16 protein-coding genes are annotated in these 18,739 nt (G+C 68.1%); 2 read left to right on the top strand and 14 right to left on the bottom strand.

Annotation, left to right across the window (positions count from 1 at the left end):
* Positions 1 to 18: 18 nt before the first annotated feature.
* From ABZ382_RS23820 to ABZ382_RS23810, 3 genes are read right to left on the bottom strand one after another with little or no spacing between them, the layout of a single operon-like run.
* A complete protein-coding gene (locus tag ABZ382_RS23820; protein WP_357092580.1) occupies positions 19 to 786 on the bottom strand; it encodes a glucose 1-dehydrogenase in 768 nt (255 codons plus the stop codon).
* A gap of 44 nt (positions 787 to 830) precedes the next feature.
* Entirely contained in the window at positions 831 to 1,850 is a 1,020-nt protein-coding gene (locus tag ABZ382_RS23815; protein ID WP_357092577.1) for a phosphotransferase family protein, read from the bottom strand.
* Positions 1,847 to 3,055 (bottom strand): acyl-CoA dehydrogenase family protein, encoded by a 1,209-nt coding sequence (locus ABZ382_RS23810; protein ID WP_357092574.1) that lies wholly within the window; start codon positions 3,053 to 3,055, stop codon positions 1,847 to 1,849. Before ABZ382_RS23810 ends, ABZ382_RS23815 begins: the two co-directional genes overlap by 4 nt.
* A gap of 152 nt (positions 3,056 to 3,207) precedes the next feature.
* On the opposite strand from ABZ382_RS23810, the gene ABZ382_RS23805 reads away from it, so the two are divergent.
* Positions 3,208 to 4,083 carry a TetR family transcriptional regulator gene (locus tag ABZ382_RS23805; protein WP_357092571.1) on the top strand — a complete coding sequence of 292 codons (876 nt, stop codon included), beginning with the start codon at positions 3,208 to 3,210 and terminating at the stop codon, positions 4,081 to 4,083.
* Positions 4,084 to 4,135: 52 nt separating this feature from the next.
* Here ABZ382_RS23805 and ABZ382_RS23800 read toward each other — a convergent pair whose 3' ends face one another.
* The 7 genes from ABZ382_RS23800 to ABZ382_RS23770 form a co-directional block, all read right to left on the bottom strand.
* Positions 4,136 to 5,347: a saccharopine dehydrogenase NADP-binding domain-containing protein gene (locus tag ABZ382_RS23800; RefSeq protein WP_357092568.1), complete on the bottom strand. Its 1,212-nt coding sequence runs from the start codon at positions 5,345 to 5,347 to the stop codon at positions 4,136 to 4,138.
* On the bottom strand, positions 5,329 to 6,849 hold the full coding sequence (locus tag ABZ382_RS23795) for a class I adenylate-forming enzyme family protein (RefSeq protein WP_357092565.1): 1,521 nt from the start codon (positions 6,847 to 6,849) through the stop codon (positions 5,329 to 5,331). Before ABZ382_RS23795 ends, ABZ382_RS23800 begins: the two co-directional genes overlap by 19 nt.
* On the bottom strand, positions 6,846 to 8,354 hold the full coding sequence (locus tag ABZ382_RS23790) for an aldehyde dehydrogenase family protein (RefSeq protein WP_357092562.1): 1,509 nt from the start codon (positions 8,352 to 8,354) through the stop codon (positions 6,846 to 6,848). The genes ABZ382_RS23795 and ABZ382_RS23790 overlap by 4 nt, the downstream gene beginning before the upstream one ends.
* Before the next feature lie 186 nt (positions 8,355 to 8,540).
* Positions 8,541 to 9,266, bottom strand: a complete 726-nt coding sequence (locus tag ABZ382_RS23785) for a hypothetical protein (RefSeq protein ID WP_357092559.1) — start codon at positions 9,264 to 9,266, stop codon at positions 8,541 to 8,543.
* Between the two features lie 48 nt (positions 9,267 to 9,314).
* A complete protein-coding gene (locus tag ABZ382_RS23780; RefSeq protein ID WP_357092556.1) occupies positions 9,315 to 10,619 on the bottom strand; it encodes an MFS transporter in 1,305 nt (434 codons plus the stop codon).
* 163 nt (positions 10,620 to 10,782) lie between these two features.
* On the bottom strand, positions 10,783 to 12,054 hold the full coding sequence (locus ABZ382_RS23775) for an aminotransferase class III-fold pyridoxal phosphate-dependent enzyme (RefSeq protein ID WP_357092554.1): 1,272 nt from the start codon (positions 12,052 to 12,054) through the stop codon (positions 10,783 to 10,785).
* A gap of 49 nt (positions 12,055 to 12,103) precedes the next feature.
* On the bottom strand, positions 12,104 to 12,967 hold the full coding sequence (locus ABZ382_RS23770; RefSeq protein ID WP_357092551.1) for a phytanoyl-CoA dioxygenase family protein: 864 nt from the start codon (positions 12,965 to 12,967) through the stop codon (positions 12,104 to 12,106).
* A 230-nt stretch (positions 12,968 to 13,197) separates the two neighbouring features.
* On the opposite strand from ABZ382_RS23770, the gene ABZ382_RS23765 reads away from it, so the two are divergent.
* Positions 13,198 to 13,791, top strand: coding sequence for a TetR/AcrR family transcriptional regulator (locus tag ABZ382_RS23765; protein ID WP_357092548.1), 594 nt, complete (start codon positions 13,198 to 13,200; stop codon positions 13,789 to 13,791).
* A 53-nt stretch (positions 13,792 to 13,844) separates the two neighbouring features.
* On the opposite strand, the gene ABZ382_RS23760 is transcribed toward ABZ382_RS23765, so the two are convergent.
* From ABZ382_RS23760 to ABZ382_RS23745, 4 genes are read right to left on the bottom strand one after another with little or no spacing between them, the layout of a single operon-like run.
* Entirely contained in the window at positions 13,845 to 15,407 is a 1,563-nt protein-coding gene (locus ABZ382_RS23760) for an AMP-binding protein (RefSeq protein ID WP_357092545.1), read from the bottom strand.
* 7 nt (positions 15,408 to 15,414) lie between these two features.
* On the bottom strand, positions 15,415 to 16,863 hold the full coding sequence (locus tag ABZ382_RS23755) for an NAD(P)/FAD-dependent oxidoreductase (RefSeq protein ID WP_357092542.1): 1,449 nt from the start codon (positions 16,861 to 16,863) through the stop codon (positions 15,415 to 15,417).
* The gene (locus ABZ382_RS23750) at positions 16,860 to 17,627 is read right to left on the bottom strand and encodes a gamma-glutamyl-gamma-aminobutyrate hydrolase family protein (protein ID WP_357092539.1); all 768 of its coding nucleotides are present in this window, start codon (positions 17,625 to 17,627) and stop codon (positions 16,860 to 16,862) included. The genes ABZ382_RS23755 and ABZ382_RS23750 overlap by 4 nt, the downstream gene beginning before the upstream one ends.
* The gene (locus tag ABZ382_RS23745; RefSeq protein WP_357092536.1) at positions 17,624 to 18,730 is read right to left on the bottom strand and encodes a Zn-dependent alcohol dehydrogenase; all 1,107 of its coding nucleotides are present in this window, start codon (positions 18,728 to 18,730) and stop codon (positions 17,624 to 17,626) included. Before ABZ382_RS23745 ends, ABZ382_RS23750 begins: the two co-directional genes overlap by 4 nt.
* Between the last annotated feature and the right edge of the window lie 9 nt (positions 18,731 to 18,739).

The raw sequence follows: 18,739 nt of genomic DNA, 5'->3' as shown, positions 1-18,739 counted from the left end.
CCGAAGGTTCGACGTCGATCAGTGCCCCGACATACCGCCGTCGACGGCGAGGGTCGTTCCGGTGATGTACGAGCTGGCCGGGCTGGCGAGAAACACCACGGCGGCGTCCAGTTCGTGCTGTTCACCCAGCCGGCCCAGGGGGCTGTGCTGCCGGACGAAGGGCATGAGCAGGTCCTCGGGAACGGTGGCGGTCATCTCGCTGGCGAAGTAGCCGGGCGCGATGGCGTTCACTCGAATACCGCGGCGGCCCGACCACTGCTGGGCCAGGTCGCGGGTCAGCCCGATGAGACCCGCCTTGCTCGCGGAGTAGGCCGCTTGCGGGCCATAGGATTTGATGAGGCCCAGCACGCTGGCGATATTGACGATGCTCGAACCCGGGGTCATGTGCCGTCCGCACGCCTGCGCGGTCCAGTACGCCCCGTTGAGATTGAGATCGATGACGCGCCGGAACTGTTCGGGGCGCTCCTTCAACGCGGGCACGGCGGTACCGATACCGGCGTTGTTGACCAGGATGTCGATGCGACCGAACTCGGCCATGGCGGCCGCGGCCAGATCGTCGCACTGCGCGGGATCGCTCACGTCGGCCTCGACGACCAGGGCGCGTCCACCGAGGTCGCGCACGCCGCGCGCGACCTCCTCCAGTTTGTCGGCGCGGCGTGCGGCGAGCACGACATCCGCGCCCGCCTGCGCCAGTGCCCGCGCGAATCCCGCGCCCAGGCCGGAACTGGCGCCGGTCACGACCGCGACCTTGTCGTCGAGGCGGAAGAGGTCGAGTACATGGTTCATGGTCGGTTCCTTCGAGGTGTCAGACCGCGGTTCGGACCGCGTGCTCATGCCGATTTCCCGTGCAGCGCACGCAGACCCGCGGCCATGAACTCCGGGGTGCTGTCCGCGGCGCGCAGCGCGTCCCCCGCGTCCGAACCCCGCAGCGCGCGGTGGGTGATGCCTTCGGCGATGACGCCGAGTTTGAAATTGGCCAGCGCGAGATAGAAATTCCAGCTTCCGAGGTCGCGGCCGGACAGGGTCGCGTACCGCTGGGCCAGCGCGTCCGGAGACGGCAATCGCGGACTGGTCCACGCGGCTTCGACACCGAGGACGACATCGAAGATCGGCGAACGGTAGACGCACATCAGCGCGATATCGGTGAGCGGGTCGCCCAGCGTCGACATCTCCCAATCGATGACGGCGCGAACGATATGGGGCGCACCGGAATCCAGGATCGCATTGTCGATTCGGAAGTCGCCGTGCACGATCGCCGACTCGGACGTTCCCGGAATCGCGTCGGACAGCGCCGCCCCCAGCGCCGCGACATCGGCCAGTTCGCGGGTCTTGACCCGTTCCCACTGCCGCGCCCACAGGGCGACCTGACGGGCGACGAAGCCCTCCGGGCGACCGAAGTTCTCCAGTCCGACCGCCCGATAGTCGACCGCGTGCAGTTCGGCGAGCGTCGCGACCAGCGCGTCGGCGGCGGATTCGAGCTGCGGGTCGGTGAGCGCCCCCAACTCGGACCGGTCCCGGAACACCGTGCCCTCGATGTATTCGACGACAGTCATCGGCGCGCCCAGCGCGACGCCCTCGGCGTCGAAGGTGATGTTGCGCGCGACCGGCACCCGGGTGCCCTGTAGCCCGGCGGTCACGGTGTACTCCCGCGCCATATCGTGCGCGGAGGGCGTGAGTCCGCTGGTCGGCGGACGGCGCACCACCCAGGTGGACACGTCGTCGTAGGCTTTGAAGGTCAGGTTCGACCGGCCGCCACTGATCAGCTCGACCCTGAGCTCACCCTCGACTCCGACGCCGGCGGCCTCGAGATGTGCCCGCAGTGCGTCGACATCCATTCCCGGCAAGCTCATTCGGCTTCCTTCGCGGCTCGTTTCGCGGCACCGATCACTCGTTTGGCGATGGCCCAGCGATGCACTTCCGAGGGGCCGTCGTAGATCCGGAACGGCCGCACCTCGCGTGCGAGCCGAGCCAGCGGCAGATCGTCGGAGACGCCGAGACCGCCGCACATCTGGACGCTGCGGTCCACGATGCGGAAGATCGCCTCGGAGGCAAAGGTTTTCGCGATCGACGTGGAGTTCGAGGCGGCCTGCCCCTGATCCAGTTCCCAGCACGCCCTGGTCAGCAACGCCCGCGTGGCCGCGATGTCGATCTCGTTGTCCGCCACCATCTTCTGGATCATGCCGAGATCGCCCAGGGTGGATCCGAACGCTTCCCGTTTCGCGACCTGGGCGACGGCGATGTCGTGGCCGCGGCGGGCCGCGCCGAGCCAGCGCATGACATGGGTCATGCGGGCGGGCCCGAGGCGCACCTGCACGTACTCGAACCCGCGATCGACCTCACCGAGCACCCCGGAGTCGGGCACGAACAGGTCCTCGAAGAACACCTCGCAGTGCCCGCCGAGCATCGATTTGTCCAGCGTTCCGATATGCCGGCCCACGTGCAGACCCGGCGCGTCGGCCGGGGTCAGGAACATGGTGGCGCCGCCGCGCTGCCCGGGTTCGCCGGAGGTGCGGGCGAAGATGATGAAGAAGCCCGCCCCGTCGGCGCCGGTGATGAACCATTTGTGCCCGGTGATCCGCCAGCCGCCGTCGACCCGTTCGGCACGGGTGTTCAGCGCCGCCGGATCCGAGCCCGCGCCCGGTGCCGGTTCGGTCATCGCGAAGGCGGATCGCACATCGCCCCGCGCGAGGGGTTCGAGGAACTGCTGCCGCTGCGCCGCGTCCGCGACATGGGCGAGCAGATGGACATTGCCCTCGTCCGGCGCGGCGATGTTCAAGGCCGTGGGTCCGAACAGCGAGTAGCCTGCTGCCTCGAAAACCGGTGCACGCTCGGCCATGGTCAGCCCGTGACCGCCGTACTCGACCGGCGCGTGCGGTGCGAAGATTCCCGCCTTCCGCGCCTGCTCCTGCAGCTCGACGCGGGTCGCGTCGCCACCGGCCGCGGTGATGTCGCCGAGGTGCTGGTCCTCGAGGGGCAGCACCACGTCGGCGATGAAGGCGCTGGTTCGTTCGACCAGCTCCAGCACCAGTGGTGGATGAGAAAGATCGATGGACATCCGCTACTCCTCGACAGGTGACAGTCTCTACTCCCCCGAACGATCGTTCGGTCCGAACTGAGGGCTACACTCACATATTCAGGACAAATAGTCCAAGAGTTCGGAATTGCTGAACACTCGCAGCCGAACAGCCGAGATCGGAGCACGTTCAGATGCCGATACCCGTACCCCAGGCGGTTCGCCGCGCTCGCCGCGCGGCGGGAGTCTCACAGCGCGAACTGGCGAGACGGATCGGCGTCAGCCCGGCCACGATGAACGCGATCGAGGGCGGGACGACCGGGCTCAGCGTGGATCGGCTGCAGGTGATCGCCCAGGCCCTGCACATGGACGTGCGCGAATTGCTCGACGCCACAGAGGAAGCGGCGAGGGATGCCGACCCCGGAAGCCGGGCGACCCCGCCGAGCCGATCGGACGGACAGCCCGATTGGCGGGATTTTCCGCCCCTCGATATCGACCCCGTGCTGCGCGCCGCCCTCGAATTGTTCGTCGCCACCGGCTATCACGGCGCCACCATGCGCTCGCTCGCGCATCGCGCCGGGATGAGCGTCCCCGGGGTGTATCACCACTACCGCGACAAGCAGACCCTGCTGGTCCGAATCCTCGACCTCACCATGGACGAATTGCATTGGCGTGTGGGCGCGGCGCGCACCGAGGGCGACACCGCCGTCGCGCGGGTCGCCCTGATCGTCGAGGCGCTCGCGCTCTTCCACACCCACCGGCAGGACCTGGCTTTCATCGGCGCGAGCGAGATGCGCAGCCTGACCGGCGAGAATCTTCGCCGAATCACCGCTTCCCGCAACGGTATCCAGCACCTTCTCGACGAAGAGATTGCCGCCGCGGCAGCAGACGGCCAGCTGCGCACCCCGCACCCGGGCGTCGCCGGTCGTGCCATTGCCACCATGTGCACGTCACTGCCGCAGTGGTTTCGCACCCACGGTGCGTACACCCCCGAGCAGATCGCTCGCGTCTACTCCGAATTCGCGCTCGGCCTGCTGGGACTCGGTGACACGGCAGCGCTCCCGCGATGATCGCGGGAGCGCCGGCCGCGAGCCGGTCAGCCGGTCATCGATCGGCCGTCGATCACTCCTGGGTGAGGCCACCGGCAGTGGCGGGTACCGGCGAGCGATCCGCGGGAATCGCGGACCCGAGCAGGTCACGGATACGCAGGCGCTCGGTTTGCCGGCCACCCTCGAGCCGGTACAGCTCGAGTCCGCCGCCGCCGACGCTGACGCGCCGCAGGGTGGCGAAGAAGTCTGCCGGAGTGATCATTTCGGGCGTCAGGACCCCGGTCCGGTCGATCAGGCCCTCGGCCAGCAGCACCAGTCCTGCGGCGGCCGGTACGCCCGTCGCCTCCTCCATCGTCGTCGTGGCCCCGGAGGTGAACCGCAGCCCGTTGCCGTCGGTGTGCACGTCGATCTGCAGGCCGCTGCCGATGCGCGTGCGATCCGGGCGGGTGTCCCGATAGGCGGCCAGCACCTTGATCGCGTCGTCCATGCGCGGGGCGTTGGCCGGTTCGCGGTGCGCGTCCACCGAGAAGGCCAGTGCCCAGCTGACCCGCATCGCCTCGATGGGAGTGATCGCACCGTAGTTCGTCGCCTCAGCGACCGGCAGCGCGAGCGGAACGGTGATGGGTTCGGGATGCGCGAGCCGCACGACGGTCTGCGTCCCCACCGTGCCGGGGAAGGTGACTTCCCGCGAGTCCAGGTCCTCCCACGTCGGGACCGGGTGCATGGTTCCGTCCGGATCGACGACATTGAAACAGTGGAAGATGTGGCGGGTCGCGGCGTCCGTGCAGTCCGCGACGTCGACCGTCCAGCTGATGTCCACCTTGTCGACGGGACCCAGATGATCCACGGCGGCCCGGATCAGGATATTGCTGGTTCCCGGCGAGGATCCCATGCCGACGACGGCGGTGATGCCCGCGTCGGCCGCGGCGCGGCGTCGTTCGAGCATCGGCAGCGTCACGTCGGAGTCGTCGCAGATGTCGAAGTAGTCGGTGCCATTGGCGATGGCAGCGTCGAGCACGACGGTCCCGGTGCGGTAGTACGGCCCGGCGAAGTTGGCGACGATTTCGGTCTCGCGGAGCAGCTCGTCGAGCCGACTGCCGTCGGACAGGGGATCGCACGTCGTGGTGGCGATTCCCAATGCCTCGGTCGCCTGCCGGGCCTCGGTCCGCCACGCCCGGTCCACGGCGAGCCACCGCGAGACGTCGGCGCCGCGCGCGGCTGCCCGCAGCATGGCCTGCGCCTGGGCGCCCCCGGCGCCGATGACGATTACTGAGTGTGTACGCACTGATTGTTCTCCTCGTGGTAGTCGCGCGCGATCGCACGCCGGTCTGATTTGCCCGATGCGGTTCGGGGCAGTTCGTCGTAGACGACCCAGTGCTCGGGCACCGCGTAATCCGGCAATTGGGTGAGCAGCTGGGCTCGCGCCCCGTCGATGTCGAGGTCGCAGCCGGGCCTGAGGACGACGGCGACGCCGACCCGCTCCTGCAGAACCGGATCGGCGATCGCGAACACGGTCGCCTCGACCACCGCCGGCAGGGCCGCCACGGTGGATTCGACATGGCTGGGCAGGACTTTCTCGCCACCGCGATTGATGACGTCGTCCACCCTGCCGGTGAGCCAGAGCAGCCCGTCGGCGTCGGTGTAGCCGAGGTCGCCGGTGCGCAGCCACTGTCCGCGGATCTTGGCGGCGGTCAGTGCGGGCTGCTCCCAGTAACGGGTCATCCGGGTCGGGCCCTCGACCCACACCTCGCCGATCTCGCCCTCGGCGGCGGGCGTCTCGTCGTCGCGAGTCACCTGAATTCGCACCCCCGGCAACGGCAGTCCGACCGACTCGCCCTTGGCCCCGATCAGCTCCGGAGGCAGCGCGGTGCACGCCGCGGTGAATTCGGTCATGCCGTAGCCGTGCAGCAATGTCAGATGCGGCCAGTGGTCGAGCAGCTCCTCGGACCAGGCCGCAGGCATCGGACTGCCGGCGAACAAGACGACCCGTGCGCGCTCATAGGCGGCGTCGGCGTCCTCGGCGACCATGAGCAGGCGCAGGATGCTGGGAACGGCCGTCAGGTAGGTGACCGGACGCTCGCGCAGCTCCGCCAGCGCCGCCGCCGTCCGGAAGCGAGGCAGCAGATGGGTACTGCCTCCGGCGACGAGCAGGGCGCCGAGCTGGTCGTTGAATCCGGTGTTGTGGAACAGCGGAACCAGGACGAGCGTGCTGTCACCGGGCCCGAGTTCCACGCAATCCGAGATCATCTGGGCGGCAATGCCGATCGCCTCGTGGGACAGCACCGCGCCCTTCGGCGCGCCGGTCGTTCCGGAGGTGAAGCTGATGACCGCGTCATCGTGGGGCTGTGGCCAGGGATGCTCGCCGCTCAGCCCTGGCCCGCCGCCGGCAGCGAGGTCGTCGAGCAGGTGCGCGGGCCTGCCCGAGGCGGCGGCCAGGTGCGCGTGCTCGGCGTCGTGGGCGACGATCCGGGCGTCCAGCAGATCGCACTGCCGCCGGAACTGGTCGAGGTCGATCCGGTTGTTGGCCGGTGACACGACAGCGCCGATACGGAGTCCGGCGAGGTAGGTGAGCACCCAGCCGACGCTGTTGTGTCCGACGATGACGACGCGGTCCCCGGGTTCGACGCCGAGCTGGACCAGCCGAGCGGCGACCCGCTCGCACCGCTCGCGCAGTTCGGCGTAGGTCGAGCTCCAATTCCCTTGCACGAGAGCGATATCGGAAGGACTATTCGCGGCATGAGCCCAGACCGCGTGGGCGAGCGTCGGGTGCGCTGGTTCGTGGTTCACAGCGCGATCCAGGTCGTCTTGAGCTGGGTGTACTTGTCGAGCGCGTAGGCGCCCTTGTCGGCGCCGTGCCCGGACAGCTTCCGGCCCGGGAACGGTGTCGCGGGCACACCCTCCTCGTACGAGTTGACCCAGACCGTCCCCACATCGAGGCCCCGCGACATCCGGTGCACGCGCGACACGTCCCGGGTCCAGATCGACGCGGCCAGACCGAAATCGGTGTCGTTCGCCAGTCGGAGGGCGTCGCTCTCGTCCTCGAACGGCTGGATGCAGACGACGGGACCGAAGATCTCCTCGCGAGCGATCCGCATCGACGGGTCGGTTCCGACGAAGACCGCGGGAGCGATCGCGCAGCATTCCGCGTCGACCGCCCTGTCACTGCCGACAACCAATTCGGCGCCCTCGCGCAGGCCCGACTCGATGTACTCGAGCACGGTGTCGAACTGGGCGTGGCTGCTCAACGGCCCCAACGTCGTCGCGGGGTCCAAGGGGTCGCCGATCCGGAGCGCTCGCGCGCCCGCGCAGACTCCGTCGACCACCTGGTCGTACACGGAACGCTGCACGAACAAGCGGGTGCCCGCCGTGCACATCTGGCCGGTGTTGTAGGTGAAAGCCCAGACCGCGGTGCGGATCGCCGCGTCGAGATCGGGCGCGTCGGCGAAGATGATGTTGGGCGACTTGCCGCCGAGTTCGAGCGATACCGGCTTTCCGTTCGACGCCGCGGCGTCGCCGAGCAGCCCCAGACCGACCTCGGTCGAACCGGTGAAGGTCACGCACGCGACGGAATGGTGCCGGCTCAATGCCGTGCCGACCGTGGAACCGCGCCCGGAGACCACATGGAAGACTCCGTCGGGAAGGCCTGCGAGACTGCCGAGTTCGGCCAGCCGCAGCGAGGACGCCGAGGTCTGCAGCGCCGGCTTGAGCACCAGGCTGTTACCCGCCAGCAGCGCGGGCGCGATCTTGAACATGGCCAGGCCGAGCGGGAAGTTCCACGGGGTGATGGCCGCCACCACGCCCACCGGTTCGCGGGTCACCAGCGCCACGGCGTCGGGCAGCCCGCGCGGCGACTCGTCCATGAGCTTGTCGGCCAGCTCGCCGTACCAGCGCAGCAGTCTGGTGGCGGAGGCGGTTTCGACATCGTGGGCCTCGCGGGCGGGTTTACCCATCTCGCGCGAAACCAGCACGGCCAATTCGTCCGCGTGCTCGTCGATCAGATCCGCCCAGGCGATGAGGACTCGACCACGCGCGGCGGGCGCCAGGCGCGACCAACTGCCGCTGTCGAACGCGGCCCGCGCCTTCTTGACGATGCGATCGACATCGGCCCCCGAGGCGGCGGCGACGCTGGTGAACTGCTCCCCCGTCCACGGGTCCCGCAGCGGAAGAGTCTCGGAGTCAAGCGCATCGGCCCAATCGCCGCCTTCCCACAGTCCGTAGGAGGTGGGAATGGCGGCGGCCAGTGCGCGCCAGTGCGCGCCGACCCCATGTTCCGGGGTTGTTGGTTGTGACATGACATACCTCGCGTCTGAATCACTTGACTTAGTCATTTGATTACACGGATAGTGATGCTGTCATGTCAAGACCTCGGGGAGAAAGGTTCGGATGGGACTACCCAAGGCGACGACGCACGACGACTGGACCGGCCGTGCGAACCAGCCGGTCCAGCCATATCTGTTCGGGCTACTGCTCTTTCGCGCCTATCGGCCCGAGGCCACAGGGGCCGGGTCGGGGGCGGTGACCTGGTTGGTGAAGTCGATCAGGGCCGCGATGCCGACCGGCACGCCGACCAGGATGATGCCCGCGGCGGACCCCAGAGCGGCGCCGATCGCGGCGCCCGCCAGGCACCCGCCCAGCGCGCCCGCGAAGAAGACGGGGAAGGTGACAGTTCCCACGGTCAGCGCCCCCGCGACACAACCCAGCGGGACGCCGATGAGGGTGCCGATCAAGGTTCCGACGCTGATGGCCAAACCGAATTCGGTGGCGGCCATGGCCATCGCGTTCTGCCAGTCCGCCTGGGACGCGACCGGCCGGGGAAAGTCCACCGGGGTGGCCGGGCGGGCCGACGCGGGGTCGGTGGCCGGAGTCAGAATCGCCGTATTGCCGTCGATCCGCGCGGCGATGGGCCAGTCCCGTTCGTCCTTGCGGTAGGTGAGCGGGAACCCGGCGGCGAGATTGCCCTGGGCGTCGAGGACCTGGAACTGGTTGCCCCGCACCGTGAGCGAGCCGCTGTCGGTGCTGATCCGAACCGAGCCGTCGACAATGCTCGAGGTGTAGTTGATGCCGGACAGGACCGATGTGTGGATGCTCGCGTCCGGCGGAATCGTGGGGTTCGCGGGTGCGGGGTCGGCGCACGCGACAGCGGTAGTGAGGCCGACGGTGAGTGCCGACAGACACGTGGTCGCGACCAGCTTTTTGATCTTCATGGGACCCGATTTCTGTTGTGTGGATTGATTTTTCGGGGATCTATGGGCTCAGCACCGGCGGCGGATGCCGAGCAGCGCCGGCACCGCCAGCAGGGCGGCGGCCGCTCCGAACGCGAACAGCAAGTGGTAGTTGTTCGGGCCGTCTACGCCGAGGAGAACGGGCGCCACCAGCGGCGCGACCATCAGGGCCGCCGACTGGGTCAGCACCACCAGTCCGAGATCGCGCGACGCGTTCTCCCACGAGGTCATCGTCGACGCCGCCAAGGCCAGCATCTGCCCGATCAGCAGGCCGTATCCAATACCGAAAATGAAGCAGCCCATGAGGAATTCGGGCACCCCGGTGACGATGTCCATCACCGCGCAGCCGCCGGCGACGAGCAGGCCGGCGGTGGCGAACACCGGTTTACGCTTGCCGATCCGGTCGGCGATGCGGCCGCCCAGCGGGCTGATGATCGACGCCGTGCCATTGATGATCAGGGTGGCCTGGAAGACCGTGGGAAGCAGCGACGCCTCGTCGAGCTTCAGCTCGTTCTGCATGAAGTAGACCAGGAAGGTCGCCACCACCGCGGCGCCGACCGTCACACCGAAGATGGAGGCCAGGCACCAGGCGAAATCGGGCGCCTTTCGCGGATCGAAGTACAGGGTCCGGACGAAATCGCGGAAACCGAACGCGGGTCGAACCTGCCCCGCGAAGTCGGTTTCCCGAAGGACGGCAACGAATATCAGCACGAGCGCGGCGCCCAGCACCGCCGGAATGAGGAGTTCCGCGGTCATTCCGGGTGTGATGCGGACGATGAAGGTGCCCGCGATGAGCCCCACACCTTGAGCCGCACCGGCCAGACCCGCCACGAAACCCGCGCGTTCGGGCGGAATGGAATCGGCGAGCATGGACCACAGCACCGTCAATCCGATGGTGCCGGACACCGATACGATGATCCATCCGGCGATCAGCCCCGCCATGCTGCCGGACATGGCCACGATCAGGTTGCCCACGATGATCGAGGTGGCGGCGACCACCAGCCACGGTCGGCGTCGGCCGAAGCGCGACATGGTGATATCGGCCAAGCGCCCGAAAAACGGTCCAGCGGGCAGTGATACGAGCGCACCGATGGCCGCGATCGCCGAATAGGCCACGGAGGCGTTCTCCGGGACCGCCTGCGCGACCCGCAGCGCCAGGGTGATCATCGTGGGGGTCAGAACGGCCGTCCATACACCGAAGATCGCGAGTATGTACGCCCAGATGAATGCGGTGCCGGTGCGATTGAGCGTGACGGCCACCGGTGCGGCGTCGTCGAATTCGCCGGAATCGCTGTCCGTCTCTACCGCAGGGGTCGGCGAATCTGGAACTGTCATAAGACTTCAGAGCTTTCGTGAATCGCGAATGCGCGGAGTACTGCCGAGATTCGGCAATCGATGAGTTCGCAGCACGCGGCACAGACAGCGGCGTGCTGCATTGTCGGGCCCACGGGCGGCGGGCGCTGCCGGGCGGCAGTCCCGCCCGCCCGTCGGGGTGTCGCTAGGCGGAACGTGCGGAGATCTGCTGCAGGACTCGTTCCAGGAGCACCGCCGTTTCCTGGATGTCGGCCGGCGTGTGCGCGGTGCTGAGGAAGATCTTTCCGGACGGCATGAAGACGGCGCCCGCCTCGACCATGCCGGCGGCGATCTCGGTCCAGAGCCCGTCGGTGCCATGCAGACTCGTCGTCTCATCGCGCGGAACGAACTGCAGCAGCGACCCGACGCGCCGGACGCTGCCGGGCGCACCGGCCGAGATCAGCACGTCCGTCACCGCCTGCTCGAAAGCGGCTCCCAGATCATCGAGCTCGTCGAATACGCCGGGCGCCGCGGACAACTCCATCGCGGCTTTCACCGCCGCGAGCGCCACGGGATTGCCGTTGAACGTTCCGGCGTGGGTGACGCCGTGCTCCACGAGATCGATGATGTCCGCGCGTCCCACGACCGCGCTCTGGGTGAACCCGCCCGCGATCGCCTTGCCGAACACCGAGAGATCCGGTCGTACGCCGAACTTCTCGGCGGCGCCGCCGCGCGCGATCCGGAACCCGGTGATGACCTCGTCGAAGATCAGCACGACGCCATGCTGGTCGCACAGATTGCGCAGCGATTCGAGGAAGCCGGGCTCCGGCGCCAGCACACCCGCATTGCTCATGATCGGATCGATGAGCACGGCGGCTATCCGACGTTCCTCGGCCTGGGCGAGCAGCGCCGCGATGGCTGCGGTGTCGTTGAACCGGCTGATGATCAGATCGGCGTAGGCCTGGGGGCTCTGCCCGCGGCTGGCGGGGGCGGCGACCTCACCGGTGTCGTCGGCGCTCATGCCGGCGTACACACTGTCCTGCCAACCGTGGTACGCCTTCGCGAATTTCACGATGCGGTGCCGCCCGGTCGCCGCTCGGGCCAACCGCAGGGCGACCTGCACCGCTTCGGTTCCCGAGTTCGTCCACACCAGACGCTGTGCGCCCGGCACCGATTCGAGCACCGCCTCCGCGGCTTCGTACTCGAGGCGGTGGCCCATCCCCACGACCTGCATCGATCTCATGACCCGCGCTACCGAGTCGATGATGTGCGGGTGGCTGTGACCGTGGACCAGCGGTCCCCACGCCATCACGTAATCGAGGTAGCGGTCACCGTCGAGGTCCCAGAGATGCGCGCCGCGGGCGCCCTCGACGAAGAGTGGAACCGGCCGCATCGCGGCACGAAGGCCCGAGCTGACGCCGCCGCCGAGACTTCGACGGGTGCGCTCGAACGCGGTTCTGGAGGAATCGATTGCCATACTTGGTCCTTGCTGGCTGCGGGGGTGGACAGACACGCCGACCGGCGTCTCAGAGATCGAGGTAGTCCCCGAGCTCGCTGTAATCCACCTGCCAGAGGCCGGGCGATCCGATGGGGTACTGGGAACGGAAGCCGAGAATCCGCTGCACCCGCGGCGAGAGCTGCTTCGCGATCTCCCGGTCGACGAGGAACGGGTACGCCTCCTCGCCGGTGAGGAAGCCGACGTTGAAAGCGAAGGCCACTCCTCGTCGGTACTGGTCGGTCGTTACGTTCGCGCCGCCGCCGTGCACGGTCTTCCCGCTGTAGAAGAACGCGTCTCCCGCCTTCATGGCGGCGGGAATGGTGCCTTCCGGGGTACCGCGATCCTCGAAGTCATCCCACTTGTGGCTCCCCGGGATGACCCGCGTCGCGCCGTTCTCCTCGGTGAAGTCCGTGAACGCGATGATGAAGTTGACGGTCACCTCGGGCCCCTGCGGACCCATGCCGACGAACGGGTACCAGTTTTCGAGGTCCCGGTGCAGGAACTGAGCCCGGTTCCCGGGGCCGATCTCGATGACCTGCGCCGTGGTCATCCAGTAGGTACCGGACTCCTCGAGGAACGTGGCGTCACAGAGGGAGTGGACCAGGTCCTGCTCGAGGATCTCCTCGCGGAAGGTCTTGCTGTGCGTCACCAGGTTCGTCAGCCGCTTGGTATTGCGCCCGTGGAACTCGGCGACAATCTCGTTCTCGTGGGTCGAGCCGGGAGCCAGCGCCTCCATGGGCTGCTCGATCTCGGCGTTGAACCGTGCGATCTGGTCCGCCGACAGGAAGTCCTTGATGATCACGCCGCCGTCTTCCGCGACGATCTCGAGGATCTCGGCGAGGGGGGTCGTCACCGCCACCGATCGCAGGGTGGCCTTGGCTTCGGTATTCATAGCTCCTCGTTTCCACGATTGACCAACCGTCTTGGTCATTTGATCTGATCATTTGATTCGATCGGATGATCTGATTGTGTTGTGGAGCACACGTCGTGTCAAGAGAGGAGCCGAGGATTGCCGAAAAGGTCAGCCCCGGCGACGGGGGGCGCGCTGGCGTGAAGCGACAACTTGTACGCTTGACTTGATCAAACAATCAAGACGCCCACGTGCGTGAACGAGCGAATGAGGTGGACGAGTTGGCCCATGTGTCGACAGAGGACCGGTCAGTACAGTTCATCGACGCGGCGGTCCGGGTCATCGCCGAGCACGGGGTGGCGAGCGCGACGACCCGCAAGATCGCCGACGCGGCCGAGGCTCCGCTGGCAGCGCTGCACTACTGCTTCCGGGACAAGGACGGCCTCTTCCGCGCGGTCTTCGAACATCTCGCCGCCGAGGTCACCGAGCAGGCCACGGCCATCGAACCGGCCGAACTCGACGCGACCGCGGCGGAGATCCTCCGGCTGTCGGTGCGCTGGGCCACGGAGCATCCGGACTACGCGTTGGCTCAGGTGGACCTGTACATGTGGATGGTCCGGCAGCGGCCGGATCTGGCGGCGCAGGCGAATGCCATCTACCTGCGGGCGGTAGCGGACGTCCTGCGGCGCGCGGCCGGGCCGTCCGCGCCGGCGGAAGCCATCGAGGATCTCGCCTCGGTGCTGGCCGGCGCCACCGATGGCCTTGTCATGCAATGGGCCTCGCACCGGGATCAGGGGCGGGTCGAGGCCTATGTCGAGGCCTTCTGCGCGGGAATTCCGGCGATGTGCCGCCGGATCACGGGGTAGATCTCCGGCGACTCCCGAAGCTCCGGTCGCGAGCTTCGGGGCCGGTCCGGTCATCAGGACGGATGGTGCTCCGCAGCGGCTCGGGTGCGCAGCAGATACTTCTGGGTCTTGCCCGTCGACGTCTTGGGCAGCGGACCGAAGAGCACCCTGCGGGGAGCCTTGTAGCGCGCCAAGCGCTGTTTGACGTGCTCCACGAGCTCCTCGGCCGTGGCGTCGGCGCCGGGTACGAGGTGTACGAACGCGACCGGGATCTCACCCCAGCGGGGATCCGCGGTTCCGACCACCGCCGCCTCGAGCACGGCGGGGTGCTCGGCGAGGACGTGCTCCACCTCCACGCTGGCGATGTTCTCGCCCCCGCTGATGATGATGTCCTTGCTCCGATCACGGAGTTCGACGTACCCGTCGGGATGGCGCACGGCGAGATCGCCGGTGCGGAACCAGCCGTCCGGTATCGCCTCCCGGGTGGCGACATCGTCATCGAGGTATCCGAGCATGACGTTGTTGCCCCGTAACGCGATCTCACCGACCGTCGTGCCGTCGGCGGGCACGTCATCACCGGCGGCATCGACCACCCGCGGCGGCAGCGACACCATATTGCCGACGCCTTGGCGCGCCTTCAGTCGAATCACGGTCTCGTCGTCGAGATCCCGCCACTCGGGCACCGGCTCGCAGATGAGTGCGGGCCCGAAACTCTCGGTCAGCCCGTAGAGATGGGTGACGTCGAAGCCGAGGCGCGTCATGCGGCGCAGCACCGCGGGGGCGGGCGGCGCGCCGCCGGTACCCACCGACACGGCGTGGGACAGCGCTGACGCGTCGTCGAAGTGGGCGATCATGTCGAGCACCGCCGGAGCGCCGTTGAGGCTGGTGACCCGCTCCTGCTGGATCAGTCGCCAGATCTCGGCGGGCTCGACCTTGGGCAGGCACACGTGCGTACCTCCGGCCGCCGTGACGGCCCAGGTGAAACACCAACCGTTGCAATGGAACATGGGCAGCGTCCACAGGTGGACCGAGTCCGGGCCGAGCGCGAAGTGACTCGCCATCGCCAGCGACTGCAGGTAGGCGCCCCGATGGTGATACATCACCCCCTTCGGCGCTCCCGTGGTGCCGGAGGTGTAATTGATTGCCAGCAGCGATCTTTCGTCGGTGATCTCGCGCCGGAAGGGTGCCGCGCCCGCGATCAGGTCCTCGTAGCCGGACCCGGCACCGCCTGAGCTGATCACCACCGGGGGCCGCTCCAGGACCGCGCAGACCTCACCGACCAGGTCGGCGTGGCGGGCGTCGCAGATGATCACGCCGCTGCCCGAATGCTCCAGGATGTAGGTCAGCTCCCGTACCCCGAGCCGGGTATTGAGGGCCACCAGGGGAACCCCGGCCCACGGCACCCCGTAGTGCGCTTCCAGCAGCACATGGGTATTGGGCGCCAGGACCGCCACGGGCCGGCCGTCGGCGATCTCTCGCAGTCCGCCCGCGAGGCGGCGGCACCGGTCGCGGAATTCGGTGTAGGTCCACCGCGCATCGCCGTCGACGACCGCGATGCGCGATCCGTGCGCGGCCGCTGCCCGATCGAGGAAGGCCGTGGGCGTCATCGCGGCCCACGCGTGTGTTCCGTCGTTCATCGTTCCATCAGACATAGCGGAGCACGCCATCGTCGACCGATTCCAGCAGTCGGATGGTGTCGGCGTAGTTCTGCGGGTTGAGCCAGGGCGCGTGGTCCCCCTGAACGGGCATGTGCCGGGCGGCTCTCTGCATGTACCCCGAGGTCACACCCGCGGTATAGGGCAGCCGCGGCATCGGGTCGCCACCCGACGCCGGTGTGGGCGTCACTCGTGCCGCGCCGACTGCGTCCATATGGTCGAGGACCCGGCACCAGAAGTCGTTGACCGCTTCGATCCGCAGCGTCCAGGACGAGTTCACGAACCCGAAGGCGTAGGTCAGGTTGGGCACGCCGGAGAACGCCAAACCCTTGTAGGTCCAACGGCTTCCGAAGTCGACGGGCTCCCCGTCCACCTCGAATTCCGCCTCGCCGCCCATGACGACATTGAGCCCGGTCGCCTTCACGATGATGTCGGCGTCGACCCGCGTGCCGTCCGCCATCACCACGCCGGTCGGGGTGAGACGGTCGATATGGCCGGTCACCACGTCCGCCGATCCGTCGCGGATGGCCTCGAAGAGATCGGCGCCGGGCACCACGCACACGCGCTGATCCCACGGCTCGTAGGTCGGAGTGAAGTGGGCTTCACGGACCTCGACGCCGACCACCTCGTCGATGGCGTCGAAGATGGCCTTCTTGAACTCCTGCGGATACTGCCGCGCGTTGCGGTACGTCTCCTGCTGGGCGTGCAGATTGCGCAGGCGGATCTGGTGGAACGCGGCCTCGGCGCCCACCTCCTCGCGCAAACGCTCGGCTTCGGGATCGACGGTCGGCGCGATGTAGACGTAGGTGGGCGACCGCTGGATCATGGTCACCTTCGACGTCTCCCCCGCGAGGCTGGGAACGAGGGTCACGGCGGTGGCTCCCGAACCGATCACCGCGACCTTCCGGTCCCGGTAGTCGAGGTCGTCCGGCCACTCCTGCGGGTGCACCACTCGCCCCTCGAACGACTCCTCGCCAGGCAGCGCGGGATTGAAGCCACCGCGATAGCTGTAGTAGCCGGTGGCCAGGTGCACGAACCGGCAGCGCAGCTGGGTGTCGCCCTCCGCGTCGCGCAGGCCGAGGGTCCAGGCGTTGTCCGCGCTGCTCCAGGAGGCGGAGACCAGCCGCGTTCCGAATCGGATCTGCTCGGTGATCCCGAACTGATCGGCGGTCTCCTGGAGGTAGTTCTTGATCGCTCCCCCGGCCGCGATCGCCTCGCGTTCGGTCCACGGCTTGAAGCCGTAGCCCAGCGTGAACATGTCGCTGTCGGAGCGGATGCCCGGGTATTTGAACAGATCCCAAGTGCCGCCGAGGGATTCGCGCATCTCCAGCACCGCGAAGCTCTTGCCGGGACAGTTCTGCTGCAGTGCGACAGCCGCGGCGATTCCGGAAATACCTGCGCCGACGATGACGACGTCGATCTCAGCCGGGCCGTTCAATTCCAACTCCTCATCATTGCGCTCGCCGATCGCAGCCGTGCCTGCTCGACGAGCCAGGGAAAGCACGGGTCGAGCGCGGCATTGGCCTCGGGATGCCACTGGACGCCGAGGACCGCGTGACCGGCCAGCTCGATGGACTCGACCACGCCGTCGGGAGCCTGACCGGAGACCAGCACGCCGTCACCGGGGCGATCGACCGCCTGGTGGTGCCAGGAGTTCACCCGGCTGCGTGATCCGTACAGCGCCGCGGCCAGGGTGCCCTCGGCGAAGTCGACCGAATGCTCGCGGTCCGGACGCCGGTCCGGGAAATTCTCGAGCGAGTAGTGCCGGATCCCCCGGTCGCTCAGATGCGGAATCAGCGTGCCGCCGAGCGCGACATTGAGGACCTGCAGGCCACGGCACACGCCCAGCACCGGTATCCCGCGCTCGATCGCGTTGCGTACCAAGGCGATCTCATAGTCGTCGCGCCGCCGGTCGATGGCCAGCGTCTGTCCGCCGGTCGCATTGGGGAGCGGCGGCGGGCCGCCCCAGATCTCGGGGTCGACGTCCTGGCCACCGGTCACCACGAGCGCGTCGACGCGGGCGATGACCTCGGGCCCCGCGCTCTCGTAGGGCAGCTGGACGGGAATCCCGCCGGCCTCGGCGATCCACATGCCGAACTCCGCCCAGAACATGTCGACTGTGCATGCCGCCCAACGGCTGTCGACGCCGACGAGCGTTTCGGCGGAGATCCGCCTGCCGGTGATGGCGATAACCGGTTTCACGCGTCACCCCCGATGCGCACCAGCACCCGCGTGCCTCCGGCGTTCTTCATGAGTTCGAACCCCTCGTTGATCTGATCCAGGCTCACGATCGCCGACAGCATGTCGTCGAGCTCGAGCCGGCCTTGCTCGTAATACCGGACGTAGCCTGGGATGTCGGTCGGGAACTGATTCGAGCCCATCAGCGCTCCCTGGAGCCGCTTCTCGAGCAGGAACAGCTCCGAGGCACGGATCGATATCGGCTGGCTGTCGGGCACCAGGCCGACCACGGTGGCGGTGCCACCGGGGCCCAGCATCGCGAACGCCTGCTCCACGGTGGCGGCGAAACCGACTGCCTCGAAGGAATAGTCGACGCCGCCCTGAGTGAGCTCGCGCACCGCCTCCACGCTGTCGACCAGCCCGGCCTGCACGGTGGCGGTCGCGCCGAACTTCACGGCATCGGTCAACCGGGCCTCGACGGCGTCGATGGCGATGATCTCGCGAGCACCGGCGAGACGAGCGCCCTGGATCGCCGCGATCCCGACGCCGCCGCAGCCGAGGACCGCGACCGTCGACCCGGGCTCCACCCGAGCACTGCGGAACACCGAGCTCAAGCCGGTCACGACGGCGCATCCGAGCACCGAGGCGGCGGCCAGGGGCATGCTGTCGGGAATGCGCACCGCCGAGTGTTCGTGCACCACCATGGCTTCGGCGAACGCTCCGAGCCGCGCGGTCGGATGGACGGACTGTCCGCGCGCGTTGACCAGCACAGGCCGCGACCGGCTCCCCAGAGAGCCACGGTGAGGACACAAGGTCATCCGGCCGGACAGGCAGAACCGGCATTCCCCGCAATAAATGCTCAGGCAGGTCACGACGTGATCCCCCGGGCGCAGGGTGCGGACCCGATCGCCCACGCGCCGAACCACTCCGGAAGCCTCGTGCCCCAGGACGGTCGGGCAGGTGGCCGGCCAGACGCCTTCGATCTCGTGGAGATCCGAGCGGCACAAGCCCGCGTACTGCACGTCGATGAGCACTTCGTCCGGACCGGGGTCGTCCAGGACGAGCGGTTCCAGTTCGAGCTTGCCCGGTGCCCGGTTCAGCACCGCGGCGGTGATATTCACTGGCATGTAGATCTC

Source organism: Nocardia sp. NPDC005825 (assembly GCF_040630175.1).
Lineage (GTDB): Bacteria > Actinomycetota > Actinomycetes > Mycobacteriales > Mycobacteriaceae > Nocardia.
The sequence above is the reverse complement of the archived record's forward strand: the minus strand, read 5'-3'. Positions and strand labels throughout refer to the sequence as shown.